The organism is Novosphingobium hassiacum (assembly GCF_014196055.1).
Lineage (GTDB): Bacteria > Pseudomonadota > Alphaproteobacteria > Sphingomonadales > Sphingomonadaceae > Novosphingobium > Novosphingobium hassiacum.
Window position 1 is genome coordinate 396,012 of the sequence record NZ_JACICY010000002.1, and the last position, 15,259, is coordinate 411,270.

Consider the following 15,259-nt stretch of genomic DNA (forward strand, 5'->3'; position numbering starts at 1 on the left):
GCACGATAGCGGTTCGGCAAGGGCGTCGCTACTTCCCCAACGCGCCCAATTGATCTAGTGCGCAGCCGTCATGACCGAACCACGCGACTTTCGCCCGACCGTCTTCCTGCCGAAGACCGATTTCCCGATGAAAGCCGGGCTCCCCCAGAAGGAGCCGGGCATTCTGGCGCGTTGGCAGGCCGAGGATATTTATCGGAAGGTTCGCGAGAGCCGGAAGGGCCGCGAGAAGTTCATTCTCCATGATGGCCCGCCTTATGCCAATGGCGACATGCACATCGGACATGCGCTGAACCATATCCTCAAGGACATGGTCTGCCGCACGCAGAACCTGCTCGGCAAGGACGCGCCCTATGTGCCCGGCTGGGACTGCCACGGCCTTCCGATCGAGTGGAAGGTCGAAGAGGAATACCGCAAGAAAAAGAAGAACAAGGACGAGGTTCCGCCAAAGGAGTTCCGCGCCGAATGCCGCGCCTATGCCCAGAAGTGGGTCGATGTGCAGCGCGAGCAGTTGAAGCGCCTCGGCATCAATGGCGATTGGGACAACCCCTACCTGACGATGGATTCGCAGGCCGAGGGCACCATCGTGCGCGAACTGCTGAAGTTTGCGGAAAGCGGCCAGCTCTATCGCGGGGCCAAGCCGGTGATGTGGTCGCCGGTCGAAAAGACCGCGCTGGCCGAGGCCGAGGTCGAGTACGAGGACATCGTCTCGACCCAGATCGACGTGGCGTTCGAGATCGTTGAATCCCCGATTGCGGAACTGGTCGGCGCGCGTGCAGTGATCTGGACGACGACGCCTTGGACGATCCCGGTGAACCAGGCTTTGGCTTATGGGCCGGACGTTGCGTATTGGCTTGCCAACACAACCGATGGTCGGAAGTATCTGGTTGCTTTCGATCTTCTCGAAGCTTTTCTCAACAGAACGGGCTTGGGTTTACTTGATGAACCCGGAATGCCTAAAGACGGCGAAGGATTGCTGCGCTACGGTCTAAGCAAGACTTTCAACGGCTCCGACCTCGCCGGAACCATCGCTCGCCACCCGATGCACGCGCTTGGCGGGTTCTTCGCCAAGCCGCGCCCGATGCTGCCCGGCGATTTCGTCACCACCGACAGCGGCACGGGCCTTGTCCACATGGCACCCGATCATGGCGAGGACGACTTTGCGCTGTGCAAGGCGCACGGGATCGAGCCGGTCTTCGCGGTGCTGGGCGATGGCAAGTATCGTGAGGACTGGGGCTGGCTCGGCGGGCAAGGTTCGGTCATCAACCCCAAGTTCAACGCGCCGGATGGGCCGATCTGTTCGGACCTGCGCGAAGCGGGCGGGTTGCTGGCGGCGAGTGCCGATTACAAGCATTCCTACCCGCATTCGTGGCGTTCGAAGGCCAAGGTGATCTATCGCTGCACGCCGCAGTGGTTCGTGCCGATGGATCGTGAACTCCCCTCCCGCTTGCGGGAGGGGTCGGGGGAGGGCCTGTTGGCTGCCCCGAGCGCGGCGGTTGAGGGAACAAGCCCTCCCCTAACCCCTCCCGCAGGCGGGAGGGGGACTTTGAGGGATGTGGCCCTCAACGCCATCGCCCAGACCCGCTTCGTCCCCGAAAAGGGCCGCAACCGCATCGGCGCGATGGTCGAAGGCCGCCCGGACTGGGTGCTCTCACGCCAGCGCGCGTGGGGCGTGCCGATCACGCTGTTCGTCGATCGCAAGAGCGGTCAGTACCTCGCCGATCCCGAAGTCAACGCGCGGATCGTCGCTGCCGTCATGGCAGGCGGTGTCGATGCGTGGGACGAGGAGCACGCGCAGGAGTATCTGGGCGACACGTACAAGCTCGACGATTACGAGCGCGTCACCGACATTCTCGACGTGTGGTTCGATTCCGGTTCGACTCACGCTTTCGTGCTGGAATCGGGACGCTGGCCGGACCTGTCCTGGCCTGCCAACCTCTACCTCGAAGGGTCGGACCAGCATCGCGGCTGGTTCCAGTCCTCACTGCTCGAAAGCTGCGCGACGCGGGGCCGTGCGCCTTATGATGCAGTGCTGACGCACGGCTTCACGATGGACCAGAAGGGCATGAAAATGTCCAAGTCCTTGGGCAACACGATCAGCCCGATCGACCTGATGCGCGATTATGGCGCGGATATCCTGCGGCTCTGGGCGCTCTCGGTCGATTTCACCGAGGACCACCGCATCGGCAAGGAGATCCTGCAGGGGGTCGCCGACCAGTACCGCAAGCTGCGCAACACCTACCGCTACCTGCTCGGCGCGCTGGAAGGTTTTTCGGAAGCCGAGCGTGTCGGCGTGGAAGAGATGCCCGAGCTTGAGCAATACATGCTCGGCCTGCTGGGCAAGCTGGACGCAACGCTGCGGCAGGCGGTCGATGATTTCGACTTCAACACCTACGTCCGCGCGCTGACCGAGTTCTGCAACGAGGACCTGTCGGCGTTCTTCTTCGATATCCGCAAGGACAGCCTGTACTGCGACGCCGTGACGGACCCCAAGCGCCGCGCCTATCGCACCGTGCTCGATACGCTGTTCCACGCGCTGGTCCGCTATGGCGCGCCGGTGCTGGTGTTCACTTCGGAAGAAGTCTGGGCTTCGCGCTATCCCGATGGCGACAGCGTGCACCTGCTCGAATGGCCGCAAGTGCCTGTCGTTGCCGTGGACGAGGCGCGCTGGAGCGAGCTGCGGGCGCTGCGTCAGACGGTCAACGAGGCCATCGAGCCGTTGCGCCGCGAAAAGGTGCTGGGTTCGGGGCTTGAGGCTGTCGTGACTGTGCCTGCCGATGCTCCGCAAGCCGATCTTGCCGAACTGTTCATCACCGCGACAGTCAATCGCGGGCAGGGCAGTGACGTGACCGTCGAACGATCCACCGACCACAAGTGCGGCCGTTGCTGGCGCCTGCTTCCCGAAGTTTCGGAAGACGGCGATCTGTGCGCGCGCTGCGATGATGTGGTTGCGCAAATCGATGCCGGGGCCGTCGCCTGATGCTGACGCGCCTGCGTATCGAGGGGCTGGCGCTCGCCGCGGTTGTCTTCGCGATCGATCGCGTGATCAAAGCGGTGATGGTCGGGCCGCTCGCGCTGCCTTCGCGCGGGGTGATCGACATTCTGCCGTTCTTCGATTTCCGCTATGCCGAAAACTACGGCGTTTCGTTCGGGATGTTTACCGCGACCTCGCTGGAAATGCGGCTGGGGCTGATCGTGGTGACCGCGCTGATCGCCACCGGCGTGTTCATCTGGATGCTGCGCGAGACTCTGCGCGGGGATATTCTCGGTCTCGGCCTGATCCTCGGCGGGGCCATCGGCAATATCTTCGATCGGCTCGCCTATGGCTACGTCATCGACTATGCCGACCTGCACATCGGCGAATGGCGGCCGTTCCAGATATTCAACCTTGCCGACGTGGCGATCACGTTCGGTGTCCTGATACTGCTTGCCCGCTCGTTCAAATCGCGCGAAAAGCCCAACGATAGCGGCGACAGTACCGCCACGGAGAATGCATGATGCGTAAAGCTGCCGCCCTTGCTGTTGTCGTCTCGGCGGCGACGTTGCTGTCTGCCTGCGGTGGTGGCGGCGGTTCGCTGCTCAACCGTGACCGGCCCGACGAGATGGCGGTGACCCGCGCCGCGCCGCTGGTCGTGCCGCCCGATTTCTCGCTGACTCCGCCGAACCCCGGCGCGCCGCGCCCGCAGGATTCGGAAACCGGGCGTCAGGCGCTCGACGCGCTGTTCGGCGGACCTTCGGCACGTTCGGGGGTCGAGACCGATACGCTCAACCGCGCGGGTACGGCTGCCGCCTCGATCCGCTCGACCGTGGGCGATCCGGGCACGCAGACGGTGGCCAAGGGCCAGATGGTCCGCGATATCCTCGCCGCGCCTGAGGGCGATGGTCAGGCAGCGTCGGCCAGCATTCCGGGCTGATCGGATCTTATCGCACGATACGAAAAGCCCCGCTCCGGCGGGGTTTTTTATTGCCCAACTCTCGTGTGGGCGTCACGTAAACCAGTCGATCTCGCCGCGACCGTGCGCCTTCAGAAAGGCGTTGGCCTGGCTGAAGTGGCGACAGCCGAAGAAACCGGCGTAGGCTGAAAGTGGGCTGGGGTGCGGGGCCTTGAGCACGAGATGCGGGCCTGATTCGAGCGCCGGAACGCGCGCCGCCTTCTTCTGTGCGTGGCTACCCCAGAGCATGAACACCACAGGTTCGGGCCGAACTGCTACGGCAGCGATCACGGCATCGGTGAATTGCTCCCAGCCGATTTTTTGATGCGAGCCGGCCGCGCCGGCTTCTACCGTCAGCGCGTTGTTGAGCAACAGCACCCCTTGCCTTGCCCACGAATCGAGATTGCCGTGCGCAGGTCGGGGGAGGCCGAGATCGGTTTCGAGTTCCTTGTGAATGTTGACCAGGCTTGGCGGGACCTTGACGCCGGGTTGCACCGAAAAGGCGAGACCATGGGCTTGACCCGGGCCGTGATAGGGATCCTGTCCCAGAATCACCACGCGCACCGCGTCGGGCGGGGTCAGGTCGAGTGCGGCCAGTTGCTGCGCGCGCGGCGGATAGACCACCTTGGCAAGGCTCTGTTCGCGCTGAAGGAAGGATTCGATATCCTGCAGCACGCCGGGGCGAAGAGTGGAGACCAGCACGGCCTGCCAAGGCTGGGGAATCTCGATCGAGGTCATCGCGCTGCTCTAGGCAACGTTCGGGCAGGCAACAAGACAGTGAGGCGATAGGGGCCGGGGTTAAGGCCGCGCTTGCAAGCTTGTGCGGCATGGGTATTAGCCCCTATGCTGCTACTGCGAAGAAACGGGGCGGCTATCGGATATCAACCGGTCGAGCGGGCCGGAACAAGCGGATGATACTTGCATGAAGATCGCAATGGTGGGTTCGGGCTATGTCGGACTGGTATCCGGAGCCTGCTTTGCCGATTTCGGGCACGATGTCGTTTGCATCGACAAGGACGCCGGCAAGATCGACTTGCTACACAAGGGCGTAATGCCGATCTACGAGCCGGGGCTTGCCGAACTGGTCGCGGCCAACGTCAAGGCGGGGCGGCTGTCGTTCTCGACCGATCTTGCCAGCGCGATCGAAGACGCGCAGGCGATCTTCATCGCCGTGGGTACGCCCTCACGACGCGGCGATGGCCACGCCGACCTCAGCTATGTTCGCGCGGTGGCGCAGGAACTGGGTGAGAACCTGAAGACGCCTGCGGTGATCGTGACCAAGTCGACCGTACCCGTCGGCACGGGTGACGAGGTCGAGCGGATCATCGGCGATACCGGCACGGACGTGAAGTTTGCGGTCGTCTCGAACCCCGAATTCCTGCGCGAAGGTGCCGCGATCGGCGATTTCAAGCGGCCTGACCGTATCGTTATCGGGGCCGAGGACGAATGGGCGCGCGGCGTGATGACCGAGGTTTATCGCCCGCTGTTCCTGAACAAGGCGCCGATCCTGTTCACCTCGCGGCGCAGTTCCGAACTGATCAAGTACGCGGCCAACGCGTTTCTTGCGACCAAGATCATGTTCATCAACGAGATGGCGGATCTCTGCGAGAAGGTCGGCGGCGACGTGCAGGACGTGGCGCGCGGGATCGGGCTCGACAATCGCATCGGATCGAAGTTCCTTCACGCCGGGCCGGGCTACGGCGGGTCGTGCTTCCCCAAGGATACGCTGGCGCTGCTCAAGACCGCCGAGGACTTCGGCAGTCCGGTGCGGCTGGTCGAGGCCGTGGTCAAGGCCAACGACAGCCGCAAGCGCGCGATGGGCCGCAAGGTCATCGACGCGTTGGGCGGCGAGGCACGCGGCAAGCGGGTGGCGCTGCTCGGCCTGACGTTCAAGCCCAACACCGACGACATGCGCGATGCGCCGTCGATCGCGATCGTCCAGACACTGCTCGATGCCGGCGCTGAAGTCGTCGGTTACGATCCCGAGGGCATGGATGCCGCAGCGGCGATCATGCCCGATGTCGAGATGGCGACGAGCACATACGCTGCGATCGAAGGTGCGGACGCGGTCGTGCTGGTGACCGAGTGGGACGCATTCAGGGCGATCGATTTCAACCGGGTGAAGCGCATCGTGAAGGCACCGGTGATCGTCGATCTTCGCAATGTCTACGATCCGGGCGAGTTGCGCGCGGCGGGGTTCGAATATTCGAGCGTCGGGCGCCCCTGACGGTCGGTTAGCGTAACCAACGTCGCAAACCCACCCCGGGAGGGTTTGCGACGTTGGTGACTGCGAACCGGCCTGCCTTACACCATATCGGGTTCGAGTGTCGGCTGCGGGGCATCGTCCTGAGCCGCCGGGCGCTTGGTGCCCCACAGGACCGAACTCCACGCGCGTTCGTGGAAATAATACAGTGCGATCTTGGTGATCACTTCGGTTCCGGCGATGGCACCGGCCGCCTTGGCATCATGCGTGAACAGCAGGCTCAACAGGAAGGTGTCGATGCTGCCCAGCGTGCGCCAGCTGATCGCCTTGACCACCGAACGGGTGTGGGCTTCGTGGCCGTGAAACAAGAACATTTCTGCACTCCTTTGCCGGGCGCTGCGGCCCGGTGTGATTTCACGGGTGGTTCAGATCGTCGGGGTCCAGCCCAGAAGATGATCGACGATCCGTTCGGCTGCGGCTTCTGGTGATTCGCGAGTAGTATCTACACGGATTTCGGCGTTCTCAGGTGCTTCGTAGGGGCTGTCGATGCCGGTGAAGTTCTTGAGTTGCCCGGAACGCGCCTTCTTGTAGAGGCCCTTGACGTCGCGCCGTTCGGCTTCTTCCAAGGGTGTGTCGATGAACACTTCGAGGAATTCGCCGTCCGCCAGAAGCCCGCGCACCATTTCGCGCTCGGCGCGGAACGGGCTGATGAAGGCGGTGAGCACGATGAGGCCAGCGTCGGTCATGAGCCGCGCGACTTCGCCGACGCGGCGGATATTCTCGATGCGATCGGCCTCGGTAAAGCCGAGATCCTTGTTGAGGCCGTGGCGGACGTTGTCGCCGTCGAGCAGGAAGGTGTGCTTGCCGAGCGCGTGGAGTTTCTTTTCGACGAGGTTGGCAATGGTCGACTTGCCCGAGCCGGAGAGTCCTGTGAACCACAGCACGCCGGGCTTCTGGTTCTTGGACGCGGCATGGGCCTCACGCGTGATGTCGAGCGCCTGCCAATGGACGTTCTGGGCGCGGCGAAGGCTGAAATTCAGCATGCCGGCTGCGACCGTGGCATTGGTGATCTTGTCGACCAGCACGAACCCACCGAGCGTGCGGCTCTGCGTGTAGGGCTCGAACACGATGGGCTTGTCGGTCGCAAGTTCGGCGACGCCGATGGCGTTGAGATCGAGCGTTTTGGCCGCCAGTTGCGACCCAGAGCCGCCTGCATCGTTGACGTTCACGACGTACTTGGGCGCCTGGACTGTGGCCGAGACGGTCTGCGTGGCGAGCTTGAGCCAGTAGGCACGGCCCGGGATCATGGCTTCGTCATTGAGCCAGACCAGCGTGGCCTCGAACTGGTCGGCGGCCTGGGGCGGATTGTCTGCGAGCGCAATCACGTCGCCGCGCGAACAATCGACCTCGTCCGCAAGGCAGATCGTGACCGACTGGCCCGCGACGGCCTGATCAAGATCCGCGTCGAGCGTGACCACGCGCGTGACCGTGCTGGTCTTGCCCGATGGCAGGACGCGGATCGCATCGCCGGGCTTGACGCTGCCGGTCGCGATCAGGCCTGAGAACCCGCGGAAATCGAGGTTGGGGCGGTTGACCCACTGCGCCGGCATGCGGAACGGCTTTTCCGCGTCGGTCGATGCCAGCACCTCGACCGTTTCGAGATGCTCGATCAGCGTCGGGCCGGTGTACCACGGCGTGTTGGCCGAAGCGGTGGTGATGTTGTCGCCCTTGAAGCCCGAAATGGGCATCGCGGTAAAGCTCTCGATGCCGATGCTGCGCGCGAACTCGGTGTAGTCCTTGACGATCGCGTCGAAGATCGCCGGGTCGTAATCGACCAGATCCATCTTGTTGACGGCCAGTACGATGTTCCTGATGCCGATCAGGTGGCACAAGTAGCTGTGCCGGCGCGTCTGGACGAGCACGCCCTTGCGCGCGTCGATCAGGATCACTGCGAGGTCGGCGGTGGAAGCGCCGGTGATCATGTTGCGGGTGTACTGTTCGTGGCCGGGGCAATCGGCGACGATGAACTTGCGCTTTTCGGTGTTGAAGAAGCGGTAGGCGACATCGATGGTGATGCCCTGTTCGCGTTCGGCGGCAAGGCCATCGACCAGCAGCGCGAAGTCGATCTCTTCACCTTGTGTGCCCGATTTCCTGGAATCGCTCTCCAGCGCGGCAAGCTGGTCCTCGAAGATCACCTTCGAATCATACAGCAGTCGCCCGATCAGCGTGGACTTGCCATCGTCCACCGACCCGCAGGTGATGAAGCGCAGCATCGTCTTGTGCTGGTGCTGGTCGAGATAGGCGTCGATGTCCTGCGCAATGAGCGCTTCGGTCTGGTAGATCACGTCGGTCTGGTCGGTCATTTCTTGATCCCTCCAAGTCCCCCTCCCGCTTGCGGGAGGGGTTAGGGGTGGGCCTGTTCAGGCAAATGTATTCGGGTGAGACTGCCCACCCCCGCCCCCTCCCGCAAGCGGGAGGGGAGAAGCGTCAAAAGTACCCCTGCTGCTTTTTCACTTCCATGCCGGCACCGCCCGCATCCTTGTCGATCGCGCGGCCCTGGCGTTCGCTGGTGGTGGTCAGCAGCGTTTCCTGAATGACCTCGGGAAGTGTCTTGGCGGTGCTTTCGACCGCGCCGGTGAGCGGATAGCAGCCGAGCGTGCGGAAGCGGATCGAGCGCATCACCGGTTCTTCGCCGGGCAGCAGCGGGAAGCGCTCGTCGTCGACCATCAGCAGCATGCCGTCACGCTCGACCGTCGGGCGCATGTCGGCCATGTACAGCGGCACGATCGGCACGTCGTTGAGGTGGATGTACTGCCAGATGTCGAGCTCGGTCCAATTCGAGATCGGGAAGGCGCGGATCGATTCGCCCTTGTTTTTCCGCGCGTTGTAGAGGTTCCACAGCTCGGGGCGCTGGTTCTTTGGGTCCCAGCCGTGGCTGGCGCTGCGGAACGAGAGGATGCGCTCCTTGGCGCGGCTCTTTTCCTCGTCGCGCCGTGCGCCGCCAAAGGCCGCGTCGAAGCCATACTTGTCGAGCGCCTGCTTCAACCCTTCGGTCTTCCACATGTCGGTGTGGAGTGCGCCGTGATCGAACGGATTGATCCCGCGCTCTGCCGCCTCGGGGTTCTGGTAGACCAGCAGTTCCATGCCGCTTTCCGTGGCCATGCGGTCGCGCAGCTTGTACATTTCCTTGAACTTCCACGTCGTATCGACATGGAGCAGCGGGAATGGCGGCGGCGAGGGGTAGAACGCCTTGCGGGCCAAGTGCAGCATCACCGCGCTGTCCTTGCCCACCGAATAGAGCATGACCGGGCGCTCGGCCTCGGCCACGACCTCGCGCATGATATGGATCGCTTCGGCTTCGAGGCGCTGCAAGTGAGTGAGAACAGGACTGGTCATTGCGACGGCTTCGCTCCGCTGTTGCGTGAGCGTTGAATGGTTTCGGGGGCCTCCGGTCGATACTCCCATATGGGAGTGAGTCGTATGGGATCTCTTTATTGCCACGAAGCGCGGGTTCGTCCGCTGGCCCAGCCTTGAGCGAGACAAGAGCTTGCCGCCGCCATGGCAACCGCCTAAGCGCAGTGAATGGCCGTATATTTCCACGAAGAAGACCTTCCCGAGGGCGTTCTTGCGCCCGGTCCGGTTGCCGTCGATACCGAAACCATGGGGCTGATCACCCCGCGTGATCGCCTGTGCCTCGTCCAGATTTCGGACGGCGGGGGCGACGAGCACCTCGTGCGGTTCGCAGCCGGCAGCGATTACGCGGCGCCGAACCTGAAGGCGGTGCTGGCCGATCCCGCGCGGATCAAGCTGTACCACTTCGCCCGGTTCGATCTGGCGGCCATCGAGCATTACCTCGGCGTGACTGCCGCGCCGGTGTTCTGCACCAAGATCGCATCGAAGATGGTGCGCACCTATACCGACCGTCACGGCCTCAAGGACTTGGTGCGCGAACTGCTGGGCAAGGAGATTTCCAAGCAGCAGCAGTCGAGCGACTGGGGCGCCCCGGTGCTGAGCGACGCGCAGCAGGAATATGCCGCGTCCGATGTGCGCCACTTGCACGCGATGCACACGATCCTGATCGAGCGGCTTGCGCGTGAGCACCGTACCGAGATGGCGCAGGCATGCTTCGATTTCCTGCCCGTTCGCGCGCGGCTCGATCTGGCTGGCTGGGCCGATCGCGATATCTTCAGCCACGAGTAAGGTGCGAGGGACAAGGCTGCTGCGATGACCGAGCAAGCCGACATCATGCGGACGCAACGGCGCGGTTTTGCCGCGCCAGGCGGATTCCACGACAAGCTCGTCCATTTCCTGGCGCGCGCCTTGCCTGCGGCGGTCGGCGCACTGCTGGCGGTAATGATCATCGCGCCGTTATCGCCGCGCGGTGAGATCAGCTTCCTGCTCGACCGGCGCAAGGTCGCGGTGCTCGAAGACCGCATGCAGGTGTCGAGCGCGATGTATCGTGGGCTGGACGATTCAGGACGCAGCTTTTCGGTGACGGCAGGGTCTGCGGTGCAGAAGACGCGCACCGTCCCGCAGATCCGGCTGGACCAGTTGACCGCGCGCATCCTGCTTGACGATGGGCCCGCCATGTTGACCGCGGGGCGGGGCGACTACAACTTCGACCGCGAGATCGTCGATGTGGTCGGGCCGATCAATTTTCAGACGGCAGGCGGCTACCGGATGACCACGACCAACGTGGATATCGATCTGGGGGCAAAGCGGCTGCAGAGCCGTGGTCCGGTAGAGGGACGTATTCCGGCTGGTACGTTTTCGGCAGACGCGATAAGCGCCGACTTGTCCGAGCGATCCGTCACACTCGAAGGCAATGCCCGCCTTCGCATGGTGCCGGGCAAGATGCAGATGCCATGAGAGACACAACCCGAGGCGGGAACCCCATGACCACGATCGAGATCATTCGCGCTGCCCGTCCCCTGCGCATGGCGGCTTTGGGCTTTGCCGGATCGGCCGCGCTCGTCGCTGGAGCGCAGCACCTGTTCGCGCAAGCGATTGCCAACCACAACAGCAACGCGCCGGTTAATTACGAGGCCGATCGTATCGAGGTGCAGGACAAGGCCAAGCGTGTTGTCCTGTCGGGCAACGTCGACATCGCGCAGTCCGACTTGCGCATGCGCGCGGCGCGCACGACCGTGGCCTATACCGATGCAAACGGGATCAAGATCGACCGGATCGACGCCAACGGCGGGGTGCAGGTGACGCGCGGCAACGAGAACGCACGCGGCGACGTGGCGGTCTACGATTTCAACCGCAACGTCATCACGATGACGGGCAATGTCGCGCTGCGTCGCAGCGGCGACACGCTGAATGGCGGACGTCTGGTGATCGATCTCGATTCGGGATTGTCGAGTGTCGATGGCAGGGCGGGAGCCGGTGGTAGCGGCGGCCGTGTCTCGGGCACGTTCAACGTCAAACAGCAGAACTGAAGACGCAACCGGTCAGCCGGGCGTGCAGTTGCTCACCGCCGGGCTGATGGCTGCAAGCTCTGCGACCATTTTGCGTCCGTTGTAAAATTGCTGCAGCCGCGTTGTTGCGCGGCAATCCAGTCGGATGCCTTTGGCGGCAGCGAGCGCAACCGTCTGGGCGAGCTCGACCGGTGCGGATTGCGGCACTGTGGCCAGAAACGAGGACGTCCAGCGACCGCCTGAGCCGAGCGTCTCAGCCAGCGCGGCACGTCCCTCGGGCTTGGCGAGCAATTGCGCGGTCAGATCGCGCAGCGGCGCCTGATTGTCCTGCAGCGCCCACATCGCCGCCAGTCGGCGCGCGGATTCACCCGCATCCCCGGCATTGAATGCGATCGCGAACATGGCCTGCTGAGCGATCGGGTCTCGCCAGCCGCGTCGCGCTGCAGCCTGTACCAGCAGTCCCGATTTCTCGCTCTTGCCGACGCGTTCCTCTGCAATAGCGAGCAGGGACAGGTGTTCGGAAGGCACCGGGCGACGCCGCACCAGCAATTGCGCGTCCTGCAAAGCCATTGCAGGCGAATCGGACCGGACGGTCGAGCTGACAAGCTGCTCTTGCGCGAAGCTGCGAAACGGCGTCGGCACGAGCGTCGCAAGCTGCGGGATCCGGCGCGAGGCGCGATCGAGTTCCGCTCCGCTTGCCGCGATTGCCAGCACCGCTATCAGGCATAGCCACAGCGCGCGCATCATGCCGGCTCCTCCGAGCGGGGCGAAGCCGATCGGCGGCTACGGACCGGCGCTAGCAGAACTATCGCCAGAGCCGCGAGGCACAGCATCGTCTGGTTTCGCAACGGGTAGTCGAGCACCGACTGCAACGCGATCGCAAGCAGGATGCCGGCCCCCGAGAGCGCGGGCCATCGTTGCGCAGTTGCCATTGCACGCGCCGCTGCGACCCCGATCCACAAGACCCAGGCAGCCAGTACCGCAAGGCCGATTGCTCCGGCTTCGATCGCGAGCTCCAGATAGTCGTTATGCGCGCGTCCGGCACGACGCGGGGATATGTTCTCAAGCGATTCGTCTGCCTGGAATACCTCGTCGAACGTCGCCATTCCTGCACCGACGGGCCAGTAGCGCCGAGCGGTAAAATTCGCATCGTCCCAGATCAGCGGGCGCTGGTCCTCGGTATTTTCGAAACGCGCCAGAACGCTGTCGAGGCGGGTGCCGCTGCTCATCGTGGCCAAGCCTGCAATTGCGACCAGCGCAACCCCGGCGACCAGCAGCATGCGGCCCGCCGGTTGCCCGCCGGCCTGCGGCTTTGCAGGTCGGAACCGCAGGCTCGCAAAATGGACGGCATAAAGCGCCAGTGGAATGGCCAGCAGCACGAGGCCGGTGCGCGACTGGGTTAGCACGACGCCGACGCCGAGCAGTAGCGCGGCGCTGAACTTGGCCAGGCCGGGCGCCGACAGGAGCCGCGAAGGCGCAAGCGTGGCCATCAGGATCAGGCAACAGACAAGGAAAATGGCCGTGGAATTGCGGTTGGCAAAAAATCCGAACAGAACGCCCGGCATCTCGTTTTCGACGTAGAGAATTCCCGCACCGCCGCCCAGAACCTGGACCGATCCCAGCACGATGTTGAGCAAGCCGAGGCCGATCACCACCAGCACTGCGCGCGCCAGGCCATCGTCGGGACAGCGCCAGCCGAGTACCACGACTGCGAAGGGTGCGAGCAGGCCGATGAATGCAACAAAGGTTCGCGCGCTGTCGACCGACATTGCAAACCAGCCAGGACCGCCCGCTGCGGCCAGCGATTCCGCGACCAGTTCCCGGCCGGGAAGGGCGGTCCAGACAGAGGCCGGAAGGGGCAGGATCTGTAGTAACGGCACGCACAGCGACATGACAACGAGCGCGACGAGAACCGGCGGTCCTTCGCGGAAGAAGTCGCGGACTGCAGAGTAGTTCAGCGCCAGCAAGCCGAGAGCGAACAACTGAACCACAAGGTTCGAGAGGCCGTAGGCGACTCCGCCGCCGCCCATGATGACGGCGACGATCAACAGAGCGCTAAGCTGGTTGGCGCGGGTCTTGAGCATGGCGGTTGATTGACCGGTTGGGGCCGAGGGTCAAGCTAATCTGGCTGAAGCCCGAGCGATCGTTTGCAGACACATATTCCAGACAAAGAGAACCCGGCCACCATTGCTGGTGCCCGGGTCAACTTGTAACCGAAATCAGTTCGCGCCGTTCGACTTTGCGTCGAGCGCGCGCGAAAGACCGTAGGCAGCAGCGCCGCCCGAAAGCAGAATGATAACCCAGATAGCGGGCTTCAGACCGTTTTCATCATCAACCTTGGACGACGAGCGGCTCGCCGAGTAACCGGTCGTCGGGTAAACCGAGGACGAAGCAGCGCGAGTGCCAGCCTGAGCAGCGATCGGTGCGACGAGCAACGAACCAGCTGCAAGTGCCGACGCAATCCGGGAAAACTTCATAATTAATCTCCTAAAGCAGTAGCACTTACGTTTACCGCCCTCTCAATGCCGCCGATACCGCAATGCAAAATGATTCGCAACCTTTAGTAAGTAGTTCACCTGAATTTCACCAGTTTTGGCAAGGTTCCGGCAAGGGAGTGCCTGGCGGTCAAGCCATAACCTGTTCCAACATGGAAGTTTTATGCGCTAGCTCACACATCCAAGGTTTTGCACGACCGGACAGGGTGTCCGGCAGAAGAATGTTGCTTTTTGCGATGCACGCGGCGAACTGGCCAGCATGCCGGAACCAACAGAATACGCACAGATTGCCGACGCGAATGCTGCCCTCGCTCGGTTGCAGAGCGAAATGCAGGTCGAATTCGGTCCTGTACCCGTTTCCATCGAAGGTGAATTTCTTGACGATGGGGACGGTTTTATCGTTTCTTCTCAAGAGTTTCTATTTACGACTTGGGAAGACGTACGATTTCACTACCGCAAAGGGCGCGGGCTGACTGTGCAATTGCCTCCCGCTGGTCTTGATACGGACTTCGAGTTGTTTTTGTGGGGTACCGTGTTCGGAACGGTCGCCTGGCTCAACGATTATGTGCCGCTTCACGCCAGCGCGGTCGATGTCGGCGGGCGGGTGGTGGCGTTTACCGCAGACTCAGGCGGGGGCAAATCGACGCTGGCGGCATCGCTGGCGGCCCGCGGACTGCCTCATGTCTGCGACGACACGCTTGTTGTTGCACTGCAGCCAAATGGGGTGATGGCCTTGCCCGATGCCAAGCCGCTCAAGCTATGGGACGACGCTCTGGGTCTGGCCAGTTCGACGGCGCTACGGCCGGTCTATTCAATGCCGGGCAAGAACTACGCCGATCCCGCGCGCAAAGCGACCGGGCCGCTGCCACTGACCGATCTCGTGTTCCTCGAGCGCGGAGAAAAGGTTGCGTTCGAGCCGGTTACCGGAGCGGCAAAACTCGCGCTGCTGCCTGCTACCCTCTATCGTGGGTTCGTGCATGTCGCGCGTGGCGATCGCGCGCTGCACGAGCAGTTCCTGATGACGTTAACCTCTCAGGTTCGCGTGTGGCGATTGTTCCGTCCGTTTGATTCGCACCGTTTCGGAGAGGATGTCGACACGATCAAGGCAATCCTTTGCGGCGAGTCTTGGGGCGGTTAAGAGTATGAATTAACAACACATAACTGATCTTTCATTCTTGGTTGCTTCGCAGGCGCAACAAATGTACAACATAA

At 63.0% G+C, this 15,259-nt stretch carries 15 protein-coding genes; 8 read left to right on the forward strand and 7 right to left on the reverse strand.

The window, feature by feature from the left end:
• The first annotated feature begins 70 nt into the window (after positions 1–70).
• The 3 genes from ileS to GGQ88_RS06620 are packed head-to-tail and all read left to right on the forward strand — an operon-like array spanning position 71 to position 3,911.
• The gene (gene ileS, locus GGQ88_RS06610) at positions 71–2,977 is read left to right on the forward strand and encodes an isoleucine--tRNA ligase (protein ID WP_183612321.1); all 2,907 of its coding nucleotides are present in this window, start codon (positions 71–73) and stop codon (positions 2,975–2,977) included.
• The gene (gene lspA, locus GGQ88_RS06615; RefSeq protein WP_183612322.1) at positions 2,977–3,495 is read left to right on the forward strand and encodes a signal peptidase II; all 519 of its coding nucleotides are present in this window, start codon (positions 2,977–2,979) and stop codon (positions 3,493–3,495) included. Before ileS ends, lspA begins: the two co-directional genes overlap by 1 nt.
• Positions 3,495–3,911, forward strand: a complete 417-nt coding sequence (locus GGQ88_RS06620; RefSeq protein WP_183612483.1) for a DUF3035 domain-containing protein — start codon at positions 3,495–3,497, stop codon at positions 3,909–3,911. The genes lspA and GGQ88_RS06620 overlap by 1 nt, the downstream gene beginning before the upstream one ends.
• 72 nt (positions 3,912–3,983) lie before the next feature.
• On the opposite strand, the gene ung is transcribed toward GGQ88_RS06620, so the two are convergent.
• Positions 3,984–4,667 carry a uracil-DNA glycosylase gene (gene ung, locus GGQ88_RS06625; RefSeq protein ID WP_183612323.1) on the reverse strand — a complete coding sequence of 228 codons (684 nt, stop codon included), beginning with the start codon at positions 4,665–4,667 and terminating at the stop codon, positions 3,984–3,986.
• Positions 4,668–4,851: 184 nt separating this feature from the next.
• On the opposite strand from ung, the gene GGQ88_RS06630 reads away from it, so the two are divergent.
• Complete coding sequence (locus GGQ88_RS06630; RefSeq protein WP_183612324.1) at positions 4,852–6,156, forward strand: UDP-glucose dehydrogenase family protein; 1,305 nt, start codon at positions 4,852–4,854, stop codon at positions 6,154–6,156.
• Between the two features lie 77 nt (positions 6,157–6,233).
• Here GGQ88_RS06630 and GGQ88_RS06635 read toward each other — a convergent pair whose 3' ends face one another.
• The 3 genes from GGQ88_RS06635 to cysD all read right to left on the reverse strand — a co-directional run bounded on the left by GGQ88_RS06635 (position 6,234) and on the right by cysD (position 9,597).
• Positions 6,234–6,506: a DUF2061 domain-containing protein gene (locus GGQ88_RS06635; protein ID WP_183612325.1), complete on the reverse strand. Its 273-nt coding sequence runs from the start codon at positions 6,504–6,506 to the stop codon at positions 6,234–6,236.
• A 51-nt stretch (positions 6,507–6,557) separates the two neighbouring features.
• Positions 6,558–8,495, reverse strand: coding sequence for a sulfate adenylyltransferase subunit CysN (gene cysN, locus GGQ88_RS06640; protein WP_183612326.1), 1,938 nt, complete (start codon positions 8,493–8,495; stop codon positions 6,558–6,560).
• A 124-nt stretch (positions 8,496–8,619) separates the two neighbouring features.
• Complete coding sequence (gene cysD, locus GGQ88_RS06645; protein ID WP_281372401.1) at positions 8,620–9,597, reverse strand: sulfate adenylyltransferase subunit CysD; 978 nt, start codon at positions 9,595–9,597, stop codon at positions 8,620–8,622.
• 117 nt (positions 9,598–9,714) lie between these two features.
• On the opposite strand from cysD, the gene GGQ88_RS06650 reads away from it, so the two are divergent.
• The 3 genes from GGQ88_RS06650 to GGQ88_RS06660 are packed head-to-tail and all read left to right on the forward strand — an operon-like array spanning position 9,715 to position 11,573.
• Positions 9,715–10,332, forward strand: a complete 618-nt coding sequence (locus GGQ88_RS06650; protein WP_183612328.1) for a ribonuclease D — start codon at positions 9,715–9,717, stop codon at positions 10,330–10,332.
• A 24-nt stretch (positions 10,333–10,356) separates the two neighbouring features.
• Positions 10,357–11,001 carry an LPS export ABC transporter periplasmic protein LptC gene (gene lptC, locus GGQ88_RS06655; RefSeq protein WP_183612329.1) on the forward strand — a complete coding sequence of 215 codons (645 nt, stop codon included), beginning with the start codon at positions 10,357–10,359 and terminating at the stop codon, positions 10,999–11,001.
• A 26-nt stretch (positions 11,002–11,027) separates the two neighbouring features.
• On the forward strand, positions 11,028–11,573 hold the full coding sequence (locus GGQ88_RS06660; protein WP_183612330.1) for an LptA/OstA family protein: 546 nt from the start codon (positions 11,028–11,030) through the stop codon (positions 11,571–11,573).
• 12 nt (positions 11,574–11,585) lie between these two features.
• Here the strand turns inward: GGQ88_RS06660 and GGQ88_RS06665 are convergent, their stop codons facing one another.
• The 3 genes from GGQ88_RS06665 to GGQ88_RS06675 form a co-directional block, all read right to left on the reverse strand.
• On the reverse strand, positions 11,586–12,299 hold the full coding sequence (locus GGQ88_RS06665; RefSeq protein WP_183612331.1) for a hypothetical protein: 714 nt from the start codon (positions 12,297–12,299) through the stop codon (positions 11,586–11,588).
• Entirely contained in the window at positions 12,296–13,636 is a 1,341-nt protein-coding gene (locus GGQ88_RS06670) for an O-antigen ligase family protein (protein WP_183612332.1), read from the reverse strand. The genes GGQ88_RS06665 and GGQ88_RS06670 overlap by 4 nt, the downstream gene beginning before the upstream one ends.
• 135 nt (positions 13,637–13,771) lie before the next feature.
• A complete protein-coding gene (locus GGQ88_RS06675) occupies positions 13,772–14,029 on the reverse strand; it encodes a hypothetical protein (RefSeq protein WP_183612333.1) in 258 nt (85 codons plus the stop codon).
• 277 nt (positions 14,030–14,306) lie between these two features.
• On the opposite strand from GGQ88_RS06675, the gene GGQ88_RS06680 reads away from it, so the two are divergent.
• Positions 14,307–15,185: a hypothetical protein gene (locus GGQ88_RS06680; protein WP_183612334.1), complete on the forward strand. Its 879-nt coding sequence runs from the start codon at positions 14,307–14,309 to the stop codon at positions 15,183–15,185.
• The last annotated feature ends 74 nt before the right edge of the window (positions 15,186–15,259 follow it).